The following is a 21,805-nucleotide window of genomic DNA, read 5'->3' as shown; positions in this document are numbered from 1 at the left end:
ATTTATGATTTGATTCTGTATCCTCTTCCTTTGATGGTTTCAATAATTTTATTTTTGCCTTCCCAATCTATTTTATTCCTGAGATAAGAAATATATACATCAACAATATTAGTATTTATGTCATGGTTTACGCCCCATACATTGGTCAAAATCTGCGTTCTGGAAACTACTTTATTTTTATTTTCCATCAGAAATTTCAACAATTTAAATTCCTGAATCGTAAGATTTATTTCTACGTCTCCTCTCATTATTTTGTGTTCATCTACGTGCACTATCAAATCATCACATACCAACATTTCTGATGAAGAGTCATAACTCATTTTCACTCTTCGGTCTAGTGCATGGATTCTGGCAATCAATTCTTTAAAATGAAAGGGCTTAGATAAATAATCATCGGCTCCATAATCCAATGCACGAACCTTATCATCAGGATCTCCTAAGGCGCTAATCACTAATACCGGAACGGTAATTTTTTTATACCTTATATACTGTAATATCTCTATACCGTCTATATCAGGCAACATAATATCTAATAATATGACATCCCATTTTCCTTCATTAATCTGACTTCTGGCTTCAACCCCGTTTTCCGCCAAGGTTATAGAAAAACCGCTTTCTTCCAGACCTTTAACCATGAATTCACTTATTTTCTTATTATCTTCGACCAATAACAACTGCATAATCTAGATTTTTTAATCTTATAAAGATACTATATTTATGGTTTTAGTTTTTTATTTCTTCTATATGCGAAGTAGAAAACCTGAGGTAAAATAGTAAATGACAACAACATACATACTACTATCCCTCCTACAATCATAATTGCTAATGGTTTTTGCACTTCTGACCCCATACCGTTAGACATGGCTGCCGGCAATAGCCCCATAGACCCCATCAAGGCAATCATTAAAACAGGTCTGATTCTACTTTTTACTGCACTATCTATAGCTTCTCTTAAATTTCTCATGGTACTCATTTTCTTTTTCATCAATGCTATAAGCAATATACTGTCAATAGCCGTAATTCCGAAAAGTATAATAAAACCAATACCTGCCGAGATTCCAAAAATAGTACCTGTTGCCCAAAGCGATATAAATCCACCAATGAATGCATATGGCATGGCGCTGGCTGCTATTAAAGTATCTTTAACTGTGCGGAAATTCATATATAGTAAAAATAGTATAAGTAAAATTACACAGGGAACTATTACCATAAGCCTATGTGTAGCTCTTTGCTGACTTTCAAATTCCCCGGCCCAAACCATTTTATTTCCATGTTCCAGCTTTACTCCCTTATCTACTTTTTCTCTTGCTTCGGCTATGGTAGAACCTAAATCCCTGTCCCTGATACTAAAACCTACTCCAACATATCTGCTGCTACCATCTCTATATATAAAGGTAGGACCAGAAACAAACGTTATATCTGCTATTTCTTTCAACGGAACATATTTACCATCCATGGTAGGAATTAGAATTTCGCCAATTTTGTCTTCATTATCTCTGTATTCTTTTTGAAAACGAACCCTTACATCAAAAATACGTTCTCCTTCATAAAACTCAGTAGCTGCTTTACCCCCAATAGCCATTTCAACTACCGCTTGTGCATCATTCATAGATACCGCATATCTTGCCATACGTGACTCAGACAATTTAATCTGTAATTCAGGTAAACCTATACTTCTGAAAACATTAACATCGTCAACACCATTTACATTTTTAATGATGGATGCTGTCTGGTCTGCTAGCTTTTCTAACTGGTGAAGATCATCCCCGAATATTTTAATTACCAACGAACTTTTTACACCTGCTACATACTCTTCCACATTATCCTGAATCGGCTGGCTGAAACCGAATATAGTACCGGGATAAATATCGAGTGCTTCTTTCATCTCAGCAATCAGGTCATCTTTTGAAATTTTTCTTTTCCACTGGTTTTCCGGTTTTAATTCCGTATGAAATTCAATATTGAAAAATCCTGTTGCATCAGTTCCGTCATTGGGTCTTCCTGTTTGTGTTAAAACGAACTTAACTTCATCAAATTTCCTCAGCTTTTTCTTCATTTCTTTGGTAATCCGTACCGATTCGTCCAGATTAATACTATTGGGAAGGGTAGCCCTGATATATATAGCCCCTTCATTCATACTCGGTATGAATTCGGTTCCCCAAAAGCTAAACCTGGCAGCACAAGCAACTAATACTATTAAAAATGCTGCTATACTTGCTTTTCGATGCCTGGATGCAAATTCATATATTTTATATAGGTTGGATGTAAAAAATCGACTTATCTTATTAGTTTTTTCTTTCATAGGCTTGTTTAGCAATATTTTACACATAACCGGCACATATGTGATTGCTAAAATTAACGATCCTAACAAAGCATATCCTAAGGTAAATGCCAAGGGTGAAAACATTTTACCTTCGACCTTCTGAAAAGAAAAAATAGGGAATAGTGCAACAACCAAGATAATCTGCGCAAAAAAGATATGAGAAGCAACAGAACCGGAGCTTTTCTTTATAAGACCTCCTTTAGCTAATTTTGTGTAACGTACATCTCCCAATTGATCTGTTTTTTTGACCATTGCCACAAATATGATCTCAACAATTACTAATGTCCCTTCGAGTAAAAGTCCAAAATCAAGTGCTCCCATGGAAATTAAGTTAGCAGGTAATCCCTGAATTCTAAGCATAATAATTGCAAAAAGGAAAGACAATGGAATTACTGTTGCTACAATTAGGGTGGTTCTCCAGTTAAAAAGGAATATAAATACAACGATTGAAACCAGTATAATCCCTTCTATAAGGTTTTTCATTACTGTATGCACCGTGGAATCGACAAGATTAGTTCTATCGATAAATGGTTCCATTTTTACATCTTCCGGTAATATCCGCTCATTTAATTCTGATATTTTTTCTTTAAGATTTTTGATTACTTCTCCAGGGTTCTGCCCTCGTAACATGACTACAATTCCCTGTACAACATCATCTTTATCATCAAGCCCAACCTGACCTAATCTCGGTTTTGCTCCTACACTCACAGTCGCTACCTGCTTTACTCTGACTGGTGTACTTCCTTTTACTTCTATCAGTATGTTCTCTATATCTTTTACACTTTCTAAAAGACCGATCCCTCTTACAACGTATGCCTGATTACCCTTCTGAATAACATCTCCTCCTACATTTATATTACTGTTTGAAATTGCTTCATATACTTCTAAAGGTGACAGATCATAGTTTGCTAATTCGATAGGATTAACTTTTATTTCATAAATTTTTTCTTCGCCACCAAAACTATTGATACTGGCTACTCCGGGAACTGAAAGCAATTCTCTTTCTATTACCCATTCATTTAATGCTGCTACTTCCCGGATAGGTAAATCACTTTTAACAACGTACCGGTAAATTTCTCCGGTAGCTCCTGACGGGGGTTCTATTCCTGCATCTGCTCCATCCGGGAGATCAAGTCCCTGCATTCGGTTAGATGCATACTGTTGTGCAAAAAAGTCATCAACACCATCTTCAAAAATCACTGTAACCACCGACAACCCAAATAACGAAGTTGATCTTACATCTGTTTTCCTGGGGATGGTATTCATCTCCCTCATCACAGGAAGTGTTACAAATTTTTCTATTTCTTCTGCACTTCTTCCCGGCCATTGAGTGATAATTCTAACCCGTGTGTTGGTAACATCCGGATAAGCTTCTATAGGGGTATTGAAATAACAGACAACTCCTCCTATGGCTAAAAGCACAGTTAGGAATAGTACTAATATATGGTTACGGAGCGAAAATGCAATACATTTCTCTACAAACTTATGCATGGGATTTATTTATTTTTTAAGTGTGAATAGATAAGCAACTGATCTTTGATAACCACTTTTTCTCCTTCAGAAATTCCGGATGCTATATAAGCGGTATCGTCATTATGCCCTAATAACTTAATTTCTTTTATTTTAAAATTATGATTGGATTCTTCTACAATAACAAAGTCTTTGTTTTCATCGAAAATAAGTGCTTTTACAGGCACTGAAACTTTCATGTTTTCTGTATTGTTTTTTAATTTAATAATCATTGACATTTCCGGCTTGAATTTAAGCTCCGGATTAGCCATAACAATACGTGCTTTTAAAACTCTTTCTTCAGAATCAAAAACCTGGGAAATATGAGTGACACGACCTTCAAAAACTTCTCCCGGATAAGACAATGATGTCATTTCAACCGGCATTCCTTCTTTTACAAACTGTAAATTGCTTGCATATACATTCGCACTTATCCAAACCTGACTTAAGTCGGCTACAGTAAAAAGAGGATCGGAATCTGGAGAGATACTCATACCAGAAGCTATATTTTTACTCACAATATATCCGGACATGGGTGATGTAATTGAAAACCCACCTTTGCTATTTGTTCCGGTAACCTGCATGTCTGAATTTACCCTTCCAAGTTCAGCGGATGCCTGCCTTACTTTTGCACGAGCTTCTGCTAATTCTGTATCTGACAACATATTGTCTTTATGCATGGATTCTGCACTTTGCAATTCTCTTTTAGCAGTCATCAACTCAGCCTGCAAGGAGGCTTTTTCAGATTTCAGTGAATTTACCTCCATACTTTTAACATAGGCAAGTACCTGACCTCTACCTACTTTATCTCCTAAAGAAAAAAATGTATTAGTTACTACTCCGTTAATTATGGGTGAATATTCGACTATTCTATCCGGATCGTATTCTACTTTACCGGTAAGAACCAAATCTTCTTCCTGAGATTTCAATACTGCAGAAACAGTTTTTACATTTTTTAAAAATGCTTCGCTAACGGGAGTTTCCTGATTTTTCTTATCTTTCTCTCCTTCTCCGGAACATGCGACAAATAAATAAGTGGCTGTAAGTATAAATGATATTCTCCTCATAATTTTATTTTATTTCAACACCTGTAGCGTATTGTAATTGTTCAAATTGTACAAACATATTTTTTCTTGTATTTAACATGGTTTGCTTATTGGTTTTATAGGCTTCCATAAAATCAATATATTCGAGCATGCTGATATTTCTTTTCATTAAATTTCTTGTGTATGCATCAATCATGAAATCCAAATCCTGTGACAGATTTTCATTTTCGATCTCTTTTTGTAAATCATAAGTAATTTTATAGTTATTAAATGCTTCTGCAACTTCTTGCCTGGCAACATTTACTTGATTTTGAGCTAAATATTTACTTTGTTCTTTTCCTAACTGAGCTGCTTTGATATTCCCTTTATTTCTGTTTAATATGGGTAAATCGAAACTCACACCAAAACCTACATAATCTTTCCATACTCCACCTGCTCTGTCATATCCTGCTGAAAAAGTTAAATCGGGTACACGCTGTGCTTTTTCATAAGCCAGATCTTTATCAAAATATTCGATTTGTAAATTTGCTTTTTTAACATCCGGCCGGTTTTCAGCTGCTTGATTCAGCAATGTATCTATATTTAAGATATCCGGTGATTTTATATCCTGATTATTTTCATCGATGACCAACATACTAGTTGATTCCATACTCAAAAGTGATTTTAACACTCTCTGCTTCTCATTAAAGTCTGTTTTTACTTCGTAAATTTCATTGGTTAACTCTAACAATGATGATTGTAAACGTATCAATTCATTTTTCGCAATATTACCTTGTGAAACCTGATTTTTGTATGCAGATATTAATCCTCTTATTAATTCTTCTTGTTTAGATAAAATTTTCTGATAATCCTGTAAATAAATTATTTCCTGAATGGAAGTTCTCAGCTCTAACTTTAAAGCTCTGATCACTTCTTCGAAATCCTGTATAGCCATTTCTTTAGAAACTTTTTCCCTGCTAATCAATTTACCTCTTTTTCGGGCAGTTTGTACTAACTGGCTCAACTCTAATGAAAACTGCTTTCTACCTGTTTTACCAAATAGTGGTAACACCGATTCTTTTTGTGCCTCGGTTGTCCACAAATTAAAGTCTCCTAAAGAAAAAGAAGGGTTTTCCCATAATTTCGCCTGTATAACTGCTGCTTCTGCAATACCGATATTCATTTGCTCAGCCAGCAATTCAAGGTTTTGATTTAGAAACAGGGACTCAATCTGTTCCTGGCTTATCTTTATGCTATCCTGCTTTTGAGCGGAAACGTAAATGGCAGTAAAAAAACTTAGTATTAAAAATCCGTATTTGTACATTATAGGTGGAATATTTTATCTCGAGCAAAGATATTCTACATATATTAAAAAGCGGTTTAATGTAAATTAATTTCTTATTAATCCAACATTAGAAATAGATTAGAAAATATTTATTTACGGTTTTTGTAAGCATTAATTATAACATAACGGATGTACAAAATCTGCTTATATTTGTGTTAAAATAACATAAAAATTAAACTATGATTTTAATTCAATTAAGTTTTGATTTTCCTCCGTCCATGATGGGAGAAGAACTGGTAAAAGTAGGTAAAGATCTTGCTGACAGTATTAATAATGAAGCTGGTTTTATTTCTAAAATATGGACAGAAAACCCGGAAACAGGAAAGGCTGGTGGCATTTATTTATTTGAAGATAAGGAAACGGCTGAAAATTATATGGATATGCACGCCAAAAGAATTGAAGGCTTAGGAATTGAAAAGTTTGATGTACAATACTTTTCAGTAAATGAAACTCTTTCTAAAATTAATCATGGAATTTAAACCCTATGTTATTATAAAAAAACCTTCTTAGAAATTCTAAGAAGGTTTTTTGTATAGGTTTTAAAAATTTTTTAGTTAGCTGATGAATTTTTAAGCTTTCCTGCTTCCCATATTTTATACTTAATTTCATACCCTTTAGGTGCATAAACAACAATCGGCAACTTACTGTTATACCTTACCATCATTGATTCTGATGATATGAATTTGTTGGTATTTGTTTGGTTAGGACATCCTTTGCGTGTCGAAATAGCATTACCTTCTGAAGAAAATTCAAAATAGGTGTATCCCCATCCTTCCAAATCTTTTTCTTCTGTTTTCCCTATTAACCTATGAATATTACAATCAACATTCATTACTTTTCCAGGAATTAATTCTACCTTATATAAATCTTCGTTTGACTTTTTATCTAAAAAAATAACATAACGTACCATTCCTTCTTTAGCTGCCGGGAAATGTGAAAGTTCTTTTTTAGGATCATTTTCATCAATAATTTGATCTTTAGAATGTTTACCGAAAGACATAATAAGACTTCCTAAAACTGCTACTACTAAAATTTTTGTTACTAGTTTCATTGTATTTTATTTAAGATTTATTAATTTTTCTTATTAGATTCAATTTTTAACATTTTTCCATAAATAATTTTTAAAAATTTTTATAAAAAAGATTCGGGCTGGCTTATATCATTCATATCTGTTTATACAACAACCAATTACATTTTTTTTTGTATTTTATTTTTTTCAATATTATTACCATTTTATTTATATTACACAAATTATTCCATCTACATAACAGCCTCGTTATTATACGTCACTTAAGTTTATTGAAAAAGCGCAAAATATTAAAACATTTTATGTATAAAACATCTTATGAATTATAAAGTGAAAAATAATTGTCTTTATCAAAATTATATTGTAAACGCATATATCTTCGTCATATAAAGGTGTTATTTTACGAAAAATACTTTTTAATCTGGTCTAAAGAAGGCAGAAAAAATTACTAAACTCTACATCTACCAATTATTCAAATATATAATAATTGAAAACTCATATAATTATCTTTGAAGGATTTATATAAACGACGTATTTCTAGTTTTAAATTAAGCCATAGTGCTTTAATGCATTTACCACTCCGTCATCATCTACATGTGAGGTAATAAATCCTGCATGAGACTTTACTTGCTCTGAAGCATTTTCCATTGCAACACTATATTTAGCCACTTCCAGCATGGATATATCATTTTCCCCATCACCTATTGCCATAATCTCATCTGGGAAAATATGATAGTAATCTAACATTTTTAAAATTCCGTTTTTTTTATTCCCTCCTTTAGGATTTATATCCATAAACAAAGGATGCCAACGAGTTATTTCACATAAAGGAAGCTTGCTTTTCACTTCTTTTTCTTCTTTTTCAGTAACAAAACATACAATTTGGAATATTTCTTTATCAGAAAACTGATTTAATTCTTCTATCTGTATATTATTAACTTTTACTTCTTCAAGGACTTTTTCTACTTTATGATTTATTTTGTTAAGATAAACATTATTTTCTTCAAAAAACATATACGCTTCCCCGGTATCTTCAGCAAGTTTTATTACCGATTGAACCGCATTTTTATCTATCGGCTTTTTATATATTATCTCTTTATCATTATAACAATATTGACCATTCATGGTCACATGACCCTCAAATTCAAATCCTTCAAAACGATCAACTTCCAACTTGTGCCTTCCTGTAGCAATAAAAAGTTTAATACCGTTTTGCTTAACTTGATGGAGAGCTTCTAAAGTATGGGAAGATATTTTATGAGTGTTAAAACTTATCAATGTTCCGTCTATATCAAAAAAAATAGCCTTTATCATATTTATTATATAAAAATCAAATGTAATTCTTATTATTTTTAGAAACACGATTTTAAATGAAATAAAAATCCGTTTTTTTAGTTATGAATTAAAAAATTAATAATGAAAAGACTCTCTCTTCTGCTTATTTTCGAACTTCTTATTTCGCTTAGTGCCGGTTTTTTAATGTCAAAGATGTCTTGGCTGGGGCGAATGGGAATTAATTTAATACGAACTGAATATAAAATTTTTAAAACCTGGTGGAAAACTGCGCTTGTAATTTTTGCTATTCAGGTTTTTCTCATCTTCTTACAATGGATTGTTAAAAGAACTTGCAGATTAAATACAGCCAGACTGATTTTTTTTCTTTTACTTTTAACCGGAATTGTTGGAATAGGATATACCTATTATGATTTTTCAACTGTATATGAACACAGACTAATGAAAGAACGTTTCCATTTAGGCGGATATTTGTTCTGGATTGGATGGATTTCTTCTAATTTATATTTTCTGGTTACTCCTTATTCTAAAGTTAAACCTACTAACAACTTATAAAAAAAAGAGAGTATACTGAAATATACTCTCTTTTTAATTTTATTAGTAACTATATATAAATATAATAAACTGCAAACGTGTTATTACGCTGAGTTTCTACTAGCGTTTATAATACCAAACAATGTACGTACTAACATTCTTTCATAGGTTAGGCGTTCCTCATCAGTTTCTGCTTCATGTATTTTCTGCAAAGAATATTGCTGTATAATAAGTAATGGCAGCATAATTTTTTCACGACAAAGAACAGACAAACGATTCATTTCTTCTTTTTCCATCAAAAGATTTTGTTTACTTACCTCCAATAATAGATCCTTGGTCAAAATAAATTCATTGTTTAATTCATTCCAAAAATCCGAAAATTTATCATTATTCTTCATGTAGGAAGTTAACTGAAAATTACACTTAATCATGGACATCATACTATTTTGTACTAAAGTTCTGAAATATAACGATCTTTGATACAAATCTTGAAGTTCATGCATTTTGCCTTCTTCTTTAAGTTGTTTTACAGCAAAACCAAAACCGAAATAACCGGGAACGTTTTGTTTGGATAAACTCCATGAACCTACAAAAGGAATAGCCCTTAAGTCTTTAAACTGTAATCCGCTTGTTTTTTTTCTTTTAGAAGGTCGACTTCCAATATTCGCTTTACCGTAATATTCAACAGTGGTTCTTTCTTCAAGATAAGAAATAAACTGTGGATGTTCTTTTAATTCCTGGTATTTCTGATAACTAATTTTCGATAATTCATCCAGGATATTCCTATCTTCTTCAGTTAAGTTCAACTTTTTGTTTTCAAAGACCCGATTAGATATTCCTGCAGTAATTAATTGCTCAAAATTATGTTTTGCCTGGTTTACTGAACCATAAGATGATGATATGGTTTGCCCCTGGATAGTCAGCTGTATCTGATTAGAGGCTATAGTAGGACCCTGAGAAGCATAAAACTGTCTTGTTTTACCTCCTCCTCTTGCCGGAGGACCTCCTCTACCATCAAAAAACAATACTTCTACATTATTTTCTTTTGAAACTGTCGTTAACTTTTCTTTAGCTTTAAATATTCCCCAATTTGCTTTTACATAACCTCCATCTTTTGTTCCGTCAGAAAATCCCAACATGATTGTTTGCCGTTCATTTCTTCTCATCAAGTGATTTCTGTATAACGGTAAATTATATAGCTGAGACATTACATCTTCAGCATTATCAAGCCCCTCAACGGTTTCGAAAAGCGGAATAATATCCATATTTATCTCATAGCTTTTATATCCGCAAAACTCAAATAGTGCTAAAACTTCCAACACACTAAAAATAGTTGTTGAATTGCTGATTATATATCTATGAATAGCCTGCTCTCCGTTATCTTTTTGTATTTGTTGTAATTGCTTGATATTCCTGATAGTATCTTTAATAATTTCTTCTTCGAAATCTTCTTCTTGGATCAAAATATTGGATTGAAAAAGTATATAAAACTTTTCTTCCTTATCCATCTCATTATAAGATTTATCAGATAGATTATACCTTTTAACAATAGCATTTATTATGTGATTATGAATTCCACTATCCTGACGAATATCTAATGATGCAAAATGTCTTCGGAAAGTTTTAACCTGCCTTGAGAATCTGTCAAGCTCATTAAGAAAGATACCATCATGCTCTTTAATTAAAATTTCGCGTACCTCCGCAATTTTCGATAAAATGATACCGGTTGTCAAATCACTACGAACACCAAAAGAGTTTTCATAAATTGAATCTGATAATTCTCCTAATTTTTCATAAACCCCTCTGAAAGTTAATCTTCTGGAAATTTTTTTCAGATCGTTATAATAGCATTTCATAATGCTTGTTCTTAATTCTTCTGTAACCTTTTTAGTTATTTCAGCTGTTACAAAAGGATTTCCATCCCTGTCGCCACCCGGCCAAAACCCTAATTCCATTACCGGGATAAATTCTTGTTCTTGTTTATAATGCTCTAAAAATAATTTTTCATGAAGCTGACCGATGGCATCATAATAAACATAACGCAAATAATAAATTATACTATCGGCCTCTTCCAAAGGTGTTGGTTGCGTCTTATTAATAAAAGGAGTTTTACCTAATTGCTGAAGTAAATCATTGATACGGTTAATATCATTTTTTTGAATAGCATCTGTTAAGTCAGCTATAATTCTTAAAACTGGATTAGGATAAAACTGAGTAGGGTGAGCAGTAAATACCACTCTGACTTTAAACGTCTTTAATTCTTCAAAAACTTCATCCAGCTTTTTTTGCTGCTGTGCTACCTGATATAAGTTTTCAAGTGTTCCTTTCTGATGGTTTAAAGCAATTATATTATCAAATGATGCATCTTCTACAGAATCAAATAAAACGACTTCTCTTTCTATAAACTGAATAATTCTGAACAATAAATTTCTTTTATCTTCATCATTCTTTATATGGGCAAACTTAGTTAGAAAAGTTTCGATAATATCTTTGGGGTTTTTAGATTTTTTTAGCTCCTTACTGCTTAAATCATACAACATTGGTGTTAATGCCCCAATCTTCCCCATGTCATCATAGGGTAAATTTGAAAACAAACTATTGTAAACAATATATTTATTTTCAACCTCTTGCCTGAATGTGTTTTCAGCTATGTCCTTATTCATAATGTTTTATGTTGATTTACCAAATTTAGAAATTTTAATTCAATACTAATTTATTTTGAAACAAATTAATAATCAAAAATTTTACGTTATAAAAAAAGCTGTAACTTTGTTCAATCTTAAAAAAATTTACATATAGTGATTCAGGAAACAGTTTCAGACACAGAAAATAACCTAAGCTTTCAGGAATTTAGAAAGGAAATACTTAATGATTATAAAATGTGTTTAATTAGTCGTGAATGTAGTTTATTAGGAAGAAAGGAAGTCTTGTCCGGAAAAGCTAAATTTGGAATTTTAGGTGATGGGAAAGAACTACCTCAAATAGCAATGGCTAAAATTTTTCGAAATGGAGATTTTCGTTCCGGATACTACAGGGATCAGACATTTGCTTTAAGTATAGGAGAAATCACAATTGAAAATTACTTTGCACAGCTATATGCTGATACGGATGAAAACCGTGAACCTGAATCGGGAGGAAGAATGATGAATTGCCATTATGCAACTCACTTAGTTAATGAAGATGGATCGTGGAAAAACTTAACTGAACAAAAAAATAATGCGGCTGATCTATCTCCGACTGCTGCACAAATACCCAGACTATTAGGGCTGGCTTATGCTTCAAAAGTTTACAAATCTGAAGAAAAACTTAAAAATAAAATTCAGTTTTCTAACAATGGAAATGAAGTTGCTTTTGGAACCATTGGTGATGCCAGTACAGCTGAAGGACATTTCTGGGAAACTTTAAATGCAGCTTGTGCTTTACATGTCCCAATGATTTTATCTATATGGGATGACGGATATGGTATATCGGTGGCTTCATCTAAACAACGGGCTAAAAAGGATTTTTCTGAATTGCTACAGGGTTTCCAAAGAAGCTCCCAAAATTCCGCCAGTGGTTGTGAAATAATTAAAGTACAGGGATGGAATTATGCCGGCTTGATTGATGCATACGCCAAAGCTGAAGCTATTGCCCGCAAAGAACATATTCCGGTAATTGTACATGTAAATGAGTTAACTCAACCTCAAGGACATTCAACCTCAGGATCACATGAAAGGTATAAATCCGCCGAAAGACTAGAATGGGAAAAAGAACATGATTGTATAAAAAAATTCCGGCAATGGATTCTTGATTATGTTGTGTATGACGACAAAGGCAATCGTGAAATTCATATAGCGTCTGAAAATGAACTCGAAACTATTGAAAATGAAATCAAGGAATTAGTTAAAGAGCACCAGAGGAATGCCTGGAAAAATTTCAGAACTGATATTGATATTCTTAAAAAAGAAGTATTAGTTCATATTGATAACCTTATGAACGAAAGTTCTAAGAAACCTTTTATCAATAAAGAGAAAGAATCTTTTTTAGGTATTTCAACCTTATATAAAAAAGATATCTTTCATTTTGTAAGGAAAGTTTTACGTATCGTAAGAGAGGAAAAGTTAACGAGTAAGGCGCAGTTATTGGAATGGTATGATAAAGCTTTTCAAAAAGAAAATGAAAATTACAATTCTAAATTATACTCAGATAGTCAATGGTCCGCTTTAAAAGTAAAATCAATATCCCCTGAATATGATGAAAATCCAAAATCGGTAGACGGAAGAATTATTGTCAGAGATAATTTTGAACGATTATTTGAAAAATATCCGGAAATTATAGCTTTTGGAGAAGATGTAGGAAAAATAGGCGATGTTAATCAAGGTTTTGAAGGGTTACAGGAAAAATTTGGTAAAATCAGAATAACAGATACCGGAATACGGGAGGCTAGCATCATCGGCCAAGGAATAGGGATGGCTATGAGAGGATTAAGACCTATAGCTGAAATTCAATATCTGGATTACATGTTATATGGATTACAAACGATGAGTGACGACTTAGCCAGCCTTAGTTACAGAACAAAAGGCAAGCAAAAAGCTCCGTTAATTATCCGTACGCGTGGACACAGACTTGAAGGTATTTGGCACTCAGGTTCACCTATGGGTGGATTAATTCATTTTTTGAGAGGTATTTTTATTTTGGTTCCCAGAAATTTTATTAAAGCCGCCGGTTTTTACAACACCATGCTACAAGCAGATGAGCCTTGTATCATTATTGAATGTCTTAACGGATACAGATTGAAGGAAGCTTTACCTAATAATCTTGGTGAGTTTACAACTACAGTTGGTGAAATTGAGATTACTAAAGAAGGAAATGATATTACAGTAGTTACTTACGGAGCTACGTGGAAAATCGTTACAGAAGCGGCTAAAGAACTCTCAACTTTAGGGATAGATATAGAAATAATTGATGCACAATCTTTAGTGCCTTTCGATATTAAACATCAGGTGGCTGAGAGTGTTAAGAAAACCAATCGTTTAATTGTTATTGACGAAGACGTTCCCGGAGGTGCCAGTGCCTATTTGATGCAAAAAATACTGGAAGAACAAGATGCTTTCAGATATTTAGACTCAGCACCTAAAACAATAACAGCTAAAGAACATAGGCCTGCCTACGGTTCCGATGGTGATTATTTTTCGAAACCGTCTTTAGATGACATTGTTGAAGGAATTTATGACATTATGAATGAGGCTAATCCTGGTGAATACCCTAAAACCAGCTAATCCTTATGATGTATCTCAAGGATTTAAGAGTATTTAATTTCAGAAATATTATTGAAAGACAATTTTCCTTCTCTGAAAAGATAAATTGTTTTGTGGGTAATAACGGAATTGGAAAGACAAACTTATTAGATGCTGTTCATTATTTATCATTAACTAAAAGTTATCTAAACCATTCTGATCTGAATAATATTCGTTTCGGAGAGAACTTTTTCTCCATAGAAGGTAAATTTGCTGATGAAAGTAGTGAGGATATTATCAAATTACAAGTTCAGTCGGGTCAAAAAAAAATAATAAAGAAAAATAATAAAGCTTACGAAAAATTATCTGATCATATAGGAAAATACCCTTGTGTTATGATTTCTCCGTATGATCAAAATCTTATCACTGAGGGAAGTGAGTACAGAAGAAAATTTATGGACGGAATGATCTGCCAGATCAATCCGGAATATCTGCATGTACTTATACGATACCAAAAAGCTTTGGCTCAAAGGAATGCATTACTTAAATTATTCATAACCAATAATTTTTATGATGAGTTCAGCCTTGAAATTTATGATTCTGAACTTATAAAAAACGGAACCATAATTCATAAACTGAGAAAAGAGTTTATTATCACCTATGTTCCTAAATTCATTGAATTTTACTCAATATTATCCGGACTAAAAGAGAATGTAGCTATTCGTTATATATCCGATTTAGATGACAAACCGTTTGAGCAGATTTTAAAAGATTCGTTGGGACGAGACCGTGCTGCCAGCTATACAACTCAAGGAATTCATAAGGATGATCTTCTATTCACATTATTTGATTATCCTATAAAAAAATATGGTTCTCAGGGCCAGCAAAAATCATTTTTAATATCTTTAAAGCTTGCACAGCTTCAACATATAAAAGAAAAATCCAGTAAAAACCCGGTTCTCTTAATGGACGATATCTTTGACAAGCTAGATGAGCATAGAGTTTCTCAGCTGGTAAAGCTCGTTCACAAGGAAGAGTTTGGTCAAATTTTCCTTTCAGATACGCATAAAGAAAGAACTGAGAAAATTGTAAAGCAAATCAGCTCGGATTATCGAATCTTTGACCTGTAGTCATTCATATTATATAGCTTACCTTTACTAATTATAATTAAAAAGTATACCTAATCACTTCACTTATATACTTTATTCCCATGTATATATACTAATGAATATTTGCTTTTAAGTCCTTTCTATTTTTGAAATACAAATCAAAAATAAATACAATATGAACAGAGCTGAAGTATTAATTAAAATTTCTAAAGACACGGGAATTAAAGTAGAAGATTGTGAAAAAGTACTAGATTCTTTTGAGAATATACTGGATGAAAAAATTTCAAATTCAAAAGGAGTCGGTAATGCATTTGATAAAGTTTATCAACTAATGAGCTTTATTAAAAGAAGAAAGGATAAAAATTAATTTTAAAAGCTGAGGTAAAAGTAATTTCTCTTATCTAATCATAAGGAATAAATAAAAACTCAATAAAATACTTTGGCTTAAAAACAGTATCTGCCTCAATAAAATTTGTATTCAAAACAAAATCACCCACTAGTATGAAATCACTTCTCACTCTTTTATTCCTATTTTTCTCAATCTACTTGTCAGCCCAAGAAAACCTCCCTAAACAAACGTTAAGAGGAATTATTATGGATGAAACTTTGGAGACAACTATACCTAATGCTAAAATTATTATTGATACCTATCCTGAAAGAAATGTATTAAGTAACGAATCGGGAGAATTTCATTTTTTCAATATACCAGTTGGGCGTTATACTTTGAGAGTATTTCATAATAAGTATGAACCAGCTACGATTGCAGAAATACAGGTTACCTCATCTAAACAAACGTATTTGGAAATTTTGTTAAGGGAGAACTTTGTAGAAAAGGAAATAGAGGAAATAGTTATAAATGCAAAGATAAAAAAGGATAAAATACTAAATAAAATGGCTTTGGCTGGAGGAAGAATGTTCAGCACAGAGGAAGCTAATCGTTATGCCGGAGGCTTTGATGACCCTGCTCGACTTGCCAGTGCTTTCGCAGGGGTAGCAGGCGGAGTTTCAAGTAATGGTATATCCATACATGGAAATGCTCCACATTTATTACAATGGAGGCTGGAAGGAATAGAAATTCCTAATCCTAACCATTTTGCAGACCTTTCTACTGTAGGTGGTGGTACTTTTTTTTCTATAAGTAGTTTTATTCTGAGAAATTCGGACTTTCTAACCGGGGCTTTTCCTGCGGAATATAATAATGCCATATCCGGAATATTTGATATGAATTTAAAAAAAGGAAACAATCGTAAATATGAACATACTGCGGAAATAGGTGTTACAGGTATTAATTTATCCTCAGAAGGACCTGTAAGCAAATCTACCGGATCTTCTTATATTGTCAACTACAGGCATTCCATTATCAAAGGCTTAAATTTTCAGGATTTGTCTTTTAAATTAAATTTTCCAACCAAAAAATCAGGAACATTTTCATTTTGGGGAATTGGTTCTATAGATAAATATAAGGAAAATGCAGAGGAAAATAAAGAAAAATGGGAAAACAACGGAGATCGTTTTACCAGTGATTTAAAACAATATATGGGTGCTTTAGGTATAACTTATAAATATAATATTTCTGAAAAGTCTTTATTGGAAAGTTTTGCAGGATTCACCACTTCTGAGTATACAACACAACAAAATGTTTTAGGCTATGATATTCAATATAGTCCTTATCTTGATTTAAAAAGTAGTAACAACAACATCTCTTTATCTACATCACTTACTCAAAAATTTTCGCCAAAACATAGTAACAAAACTGGTATTTCTATCCTCAATTTATTCTATGATATGAATTACAGAGTAAGCCCTATTGAAACGCAGCCTATGAATACTATTTCCAACGGAAGTGGCTCTACTACTCTTTTTTCCGGATATAGCAACTCATATATAAACTTAAGTGATAACATAATTACCTCATTAGGTATTAATACACAACTCCTTACACTTAACAATTATTGGACTATTGAACCCAGAGCCAGCATTAAATGGCTTCCTGATAATTCACATGACTTAACTTTTGCGTATGGCCTACATAGCCGTATGGAAAAAATGGACGTATATTTTACGAAAACTTCTAAAACCCGAGACAATCTGGTCAATAAAAATTTAGACTTCACCAAAGCTCACCATTTCCTTATTTCTTATCATCAGAAATTATCTAAAAATCTATCTCTACGTATAGAGCCATATTTTCAACATCTTTATGATGTCCCTGTAATTGCTGATAGTTCTTATTCTGTGATAAACCGAAATCTGCTGTATGTAGAGGATGCACTGGTAAATAAAGGGAAAGGTAGAAATCTAGGCATAGACATTACTATAGAACGTTATCTGGATAAAGGATACTATTATATGTTTACAGGTTCTATATTTGATTCAAAATATAAAGGGGGGAATGGAAAGTGGTATAATACCCGATTTAATCGGAATTACATTTTCAATGTATTAGGAGATAAGGAATGGATGGTTGGACGTAATAAACAAAATGTATTAGGAGTAAATGTAAAACTTACTTTGCAAGGAGGTTTACGCTATTCTCCTATTGATGAACAAGCGACCCTGCTACATCCGGATAAGGAAATACAATATGATGAGACCCGGGCATTTGAAAAACAACAACCTTCTACGTTTTTAACTAATTTTACAATTAAATACAGAATTAACCGACCAAAAGTAAGTCATGAATTTGCTATAAAATCTATTAATACCACACGTGACAACGATTTTATCGGATATCAATTCAACTATAAGGAAAATACTATAAAGCTGATAAAAAATAACATTTCAGCAATGAATATCAGTTATAAAATAGATTTTTAATTTAAAAATTACATTATTTTTGTTAGCTACAAATTTATAAATCAGCAACAAATGTCCCCCATTCTTTTAAGTAATTTTTTGAAAAATATACTTTTAGAACCTAGTTACAAGATTCTCAGACATTTGTTGCTTATTTTATTCTTTTTTATTATTGCATTTAACGCAGCCCTATTTGCTTTTCAGGATGATCTTGCTATGTACCATCCTCCTATTTCTCTATTAATTGCATGGGGAACAGGATTTACCCTTATGTATCTTCTTTTTGCTTATTCCATACTTTATAGTATGATACCTAAATACTTAATTAAAAAAAAATACACTACATCTATTATTTTTTTATTGGGTGGTTCTATCTTATTAACATTGATTATTTTACTTTTTGAATATATAATTTTAAATATATATCACATTCCTTTAAAAAGCTTTTCATTAAATACAGCCAGATTTCCGATTATTCGGTTATCATTTAATTTTTTAATCCTTTTTGTTTGTTTTTCCAGTTTACCAATTACTGCATTGTTAAAAAACTGGTTTATTAATACAAAAAAGGTTTATAATCTTGAGCAAATACAATTAAAAAAAGAATTAGAACAACTTAAAGGAAGTATTAATCCGGATTTTTTATTTGAAATATTGGATCAAGCTAGTTTACTCGCAATCAAAAATCCTTCAGAAACTTCAGAAATTGTTTTAAAACTCAGCAAATTACTTAGATATCAGCTTTATGAAGGTTCTAAAGAAAAAGTACCTTTATCATCTGAAATACAATTTCTCAGTGATTTTTTAACACTTATAAAATTATTATATAAAGAATTTCATTTTAAAATAGAATCTACTGAAAATTTGTTTTTTATGGTTCCTCCTCTATTGTATATCTCTTTGTTGGAAGAATATATTAAAGAAATTCAAAAGAGGAAAATTACCAGTATATACATACTATTGAAAAAAGAGGAAACTATGCTTTCATTTATATGTAAATATAAACAAACGCCAAATTTAAATATAAAATGGAATTTAGATATAGTAAAACAAAGACTGGATTTGCTTTATACCCATGATGAATATGAGTTAAAATCAGAAAATAATATAAACGAATATGGATTGCGATTAGATATACGCATATGAATTATAAACAAAATCAAACAAATCCTATTTTCATTTTTTTTACAGATAAAAAATTTATCTTAGAAAGAAATATTCTGTTTTTACTAATTATACTAATTATATCTGCAGAAATAGCTTTTAATGGTTTATATGATGGTTTTATAGGTCAATGGTGTATTTTCATTTCCTTTATTTTTATTACCTTATTTCTTATTCTTTTTAATTTATATTACTTAGCTCCCAAATATTTATTAAAGAATAAACTTACAAGATATTTCAGTTTATTACTAATATCCATATTTTTTGCATTTACTTTAATTATAATAAGTCAATATTTTGTTAATTTGTTAGATTCCATTGATCGTAAAACTTACTTATATAGTACATCTCTAATCAATATTTTTTCTGCTTTAATTATATTAGGATTTGGATGTGTCTCCTCATCCACATTTTTATTGTTTCAACAATGGATATTTAACGAACAAAGAATTCAAGAATTAAAAAATATAAATTCACAATCTGAAATAGAGCAATTAAAAAATCAGATTAATCCTCACTTTTTATTTAATATGTTAAACAATGTGAAAGTCCTAACAAAAAAAAATCCTAAGGAGGCATCTATTGTCTTACATAAACTGAGCGATTTATTAAAATATCAAATTCATAAAAGCTCTAAGCATGTTATTTCTCTAAATGAGGATATTCAATTTCTTACTGATTTTTTAAATCTGGAAAAGATACGTCGTGATTATTTTGAATTTTCTTTATCTGTAAAGGGAAACAACTTCATTACAATTCCTCCCTTACTTTTCATTCCTTTTGTAGAAAATGCTGTAAAGCACAATATTGATAGTGAAAAAAGTTCTTTTATCCATATAAATTTTGAGATTTCAGAAAATACACTTATATTTTCATGTATTAATTCTCAGCCTGAAAAAAGAAAAAACTATTTAAACGGAGGTTTAGGATTACTAAATATTAAAAGAAGACTGGAATTATTGTATCCTGACAAGCATATACTATTTATGGAGAACAAATCGGACCTGTACATTGTAAACTTAACTATTTCTAATGAATTGTATAATCGTAGATGATGAACCACTTGCCCGTGAAGGAGTTCAGCTCATGGTTGAAAAAACATCTCTTAAATTATTAGGGTCGTTTAATAATGCTGATTCTGCGCAAAATTTTTTAATATTAAATAATGTTGATTTAATTTTTCTTGATATTCGCATGCCTGGTACCAGCGGAATTGAATTTGCAAAATCCATATCAAAAAATACTCTTATTATTTTCACTACTGCCTACACTGAATATGCCTGTGAAAGTTATGAAATTGATGCAATAGATTATCTATTAAAACCTATTGATGAGAATCGTTTTTTTAAAGCAGTAAATAAAGCAACTTCATATAATAAACTTCTTAAAAGCGCAGAAAAAGAACAACTTGCCACTATAAATGAAAAATATATTTTTGTAAAATCTGAACGTAGATATTTTAAGATAAATTTTGAAGAAATTCTTTTTATTGAAGGACTGAAAGATTACGTAATTATACAAACTGACAAACAACGTATAATAACCAAAATGAATCTGAAAAATATTCACGAATATCTTCCTAAAAATATATTTTTCAGGATTAACAAATCCTATATTATAAATACTCATCATATTGATTCATTTGACAGCAATGATGTACATATCCAATCTTATGAAATTTCAATTGGAAACATATATAGAAATAATTTTTTAGATCTTTTTTTCAAGAAATAAAAGCTTTATCAATCTAAATTTAATAATCAATCAAAAAATAATTAGTTAAAAAATAAAAAATTTTATTAAAAAAACGTTAATAAGATAGAATTTTGCTATCTTCTTTATCCAGAAAAAGTCTGATTTTTATTAATTCTTCATTACTTTACCTGAATTTAAGGTAAAATATTTATGATATAAAGATCTTTTTTCTCTTTTCTACAGCGAGTTGCAGACAATAATTATTATTTAACAAAAAAAATATACACATTTTTCACCATTTGTATTATAATTATTATTAAATTTGCCTGTTTTTTAATGTCAACATAAAATTACAAGAAACATTTTGATATTAAAAGACAAATAATTTTAACACTATTTAAACTTATAAATTATATACATACTTCTGCTGATTATATAATTTACATTCTTTTTAACTACTACTGAATTTGTTCCTTACTTATTGAATAATTACACAACAAAAAACTTTATAATTAATTTAAAATAAAAATTTGATTAAAAAACTTTATAGAAACTAAAAATTTTCATTTAAGATTTACCTCTTTAAAAATTTTAATTGCCCGGTTGTAAAAAACAAAGCAAATCATGATTATTTATTAGATGCCCTACTAACTAACCACTAAAAAATCTTACCTCTATATTTTATTGATAGATAAGCTATATCGTAAGCAAGCCTTAACATTTTTTTTCAAAAAAAACACTAAAAAATAAATATTCAAACAAAATCAAA

The 21,805-nt window shown here is 31.1% G+C and carries 16 protein-coding genes; 9 read left to right on the top strand and 7 right to left on the bottom strand.

The genetic code is table 11. The features are described 5' to 3' along the window. Window positions 1-2: 2 nt before the first annotated feature. From EQ921_RS02865 to EQ921_RS02850, 4 genes are read right to left on the bottom strand one after another with little or no spacing between them, the layout of a single operon-like run. The gene (locus EQ921_RS02865) at window positions 3-680 is read right to left on the bottom strand and encodes a response regulator transcription factor (protein WP_128151026.1); all 678 of its coding nucleotides are present in this window, start codon (window positions 678-680) and stop codon (window positions 3-5) included. Window positions 681-715: 35 nt separating this feature from the next. After that, window positions 716-3,814 (bottom strand): efflux RND transporter permease subunit, encoded by a 3,099-nt coding sequence (locus tag EQ921_RS02860; RefSeq protein ID WP_128151024.1) that lies wholly within the window; start codon window positions 3,812-3,814, stop codon window positions 716-718. A 5-nt stretch (window positions 3,815-3,819) separates the two neighbouring features. Continuing rightward, a complete protein-coding gene (locus tag EQ921_RS02855; protein WP_128330476.1) occupies window positions 3,820-4,899 on the bottom strand; it encodes an efflux RND transporter periplasmic adaptor subunit in 1,080 nt (359 codons plus the stop codon). A gap of 4 nt (window positions 4,900-4,903) precedes the next feature. Continuing rightward, window positions 4,904-6,181 carry a TolC family protein gene (locus EQ921_RS02850; protein WP_128151020.1) on the bottom strand — a complete coding sequence of 426 codons (1,278 nt, stop codon included), beginning with the start codon at window positions 6,179-6,181 and terminating at the stop codon, window positions 4,904-4,906. Window positions 6,182-6,381: 200 nt separating this feature from the next. On the opposite strand from EQ921_RS02850, the gene EQ921_RS02845 reads away from it, so the two are divergent. Further along, on the top strand, window positions 6,382-6,681 hold the full coding sequence (locus tag EQ921_RS02845; RefSeq protein ID WP_128330475.1) for a monooxygenase: 300 nt from the start codon (window positions 6,382-6,384) through the stop codon (window positions 6,679-6,681). Between the two features lie 71 nt (window positions 6,682-6,752). Here EQ921_RS02845 and eco read toward each other — a convergent pair whose 3' ends face one another. Both eco and EQ921_RS02835 read right to left on the bottom strand, forming a co-directional pair. Next, the gene (eco, locus tag EQ921_RS02840) at window positions 6,753-7,253 is read right to left on the bottom strand and encodes a serine protease inhibitor ecotin (protein ID WP_128330474.1); all 501 of its coding nucleotides are present in this window, start codon (window positions 7,251-7,253) and stop codon (window positions 6,753-6,755) included. Window positions 7,254-7,772: 519 nt separating this feature from the next. Further along, window positions 7,773-8,543, bottom strand: coding sequence for a Cof-type HAD-IIB family hydrolase (locus tag EQ921_RS02835; RefSeq protein WP_128330473.1), 771 nt, complete (start codon window positions 8,541-8,543; stop codon window positions 7,773-7,775). 102 nt (window positions 8,544-8,645) lie between these two features. On the opposite strand from EQ921_RS02835, the gene EQ921_RS02830 reads away from it, so the two are divergent. Continuing rightward, window positions 8,646-9,077, top strand: a complete 432-nt coding sequence (locus tag EQ921_RS02830; protein ID WP_128151013.1) for a hypothetical protein — start codon at window positions 8,646-8,648, stop codon at window positions 9,075-9,077. 83 nt (window positions 9,078-9,160) lie between these two features. On the opposite strand, the gene EQ921_RS02825 is transcribed toward EQ921_RS02830, so the two are convergent. Further along, complete coding sequence (locus EQ921_RS02825) at window positions 9,161-11,719, bottom strand: phosphoenolpyruvate carboxylase (protein WP_128330472.1); 2,559 nt, start codon at window positions 11,717-11,719, stop codon at window positions 9,161-9,163. Window positions 11,720-11,857: 138 nt separating this feature from the next. Between EQ921_RS02825 and EQ921_RS02820 the strand changes: the two genes are divergently transcribed. From EQ921_RS02820 to EQ921_RS02790, 7 genes are all read left to right on the top strand, one after another. Next, window positions 11,858-14,314 carry a thiamine pyrophosphate-dependent enzyme gene (locus EQ921_RS02820; protein ID WP_128330671.1) on the top strand — a complete coding sequence of 819 codons (2,457 nt, stop codon included), beginning with the start codon at window positions 11,858-11,860 and terminating at the stop codon, window positions 14,312-14,314. A gap of 8 nt (window positions 14,315-14,322) precedes the next feature. Continuing rightward, window positions 14,323-15,402, top strand: a complete 1,080-nt coding sequence (locus EQ921_RS02815; RefSeq protein ID WP_128330670.1) for a DNA replication/repair protein RecF — start codon at window positions 14,323-14,325, stop codon at window positions 15,400-15,402. A gap of 154 nt (window positions 15,403-15,556) precedes the next feature. Beyond that, window positions 15,557-15,748, top strand: coding sequence for a hypothetical protein (locus EQ921_RS02810; RefSeq protein WP_128151009.1), 192 nt, complete (start codon window positions 15,557-15,559; stop codon window positions 15,746-15,748). A 134-nt stretch (window positions 15,749-15,882) separates the two neighbouring features. Continuing rightward, window positions 15,883-18,198 carry a carboxypeptidase-like regulatory domain-containing protein gene (locus tag EQ921_RS02805; RefSeq protein WP_128330471.1) on the top strand — a complete coding sequence of 772 codons (2,316 nt, stop codon included), beginning with the start codon at window positions 15,883-15,885 and terminating at the stop codon, window positions 18,196-18,198. Window positions 18,199-18,249: 51 nt separating this feature from the next. After that, window positions 18,250-19,323 carry a sensor histidine kinase gene (locus tag EQ921_RS02800; protein ID WP_128330470.1) on the top strand — a complete coding sequence of 358 codons (1,074 nt, stop codon included), beginning with the start codon at window positions 18,250-18,252 and terminating at the stop codon, window positions 19,321-19,323. Further along, complete coding sequence (locus tag EQ921_RS02795; RefSeq protein ID WP_128330469.1) at window positions 19,320-20,396, top strand: sensor histidine kinase; 1,077 nt, start codon at window positions 19,320-19,322, stop codon at window positions 20,394-20,396. The genes EQ921_RS02800 and EQ921_RS02795 overlap by 4 nt, the downstream gene beginning before the upstream one ends. Continuing rightward, entirely contained in the window at window positions 20,374-21,075 is a 702-nt protein-coding gene (locus EQ921_RS02790) for a LytTR family DNA-binding domain-containing protein (RefSeq protein WP_128330468.1), read from the top strand. The genes EQ921_RS02795 and EQ921_RS02790 overlap by 23 nt, the downstream gene beginning before the upstream one ends. The last annotated feature ends 730 nt before the right edge of the window (window positions 21,076-21,805 follow it).

This window comes from Apibacter sp. HY039, from assembly GCF_004023655.1.
Lineage (GTDB): Bacteria > Bacteroidota > Bacteroidia > Flavobacteriales > Weeksellaceae > Apibacter > Apibacter raozihei.
This window is presented reverse-complemented; position numbering and strand designations above follow the sequence as displayed.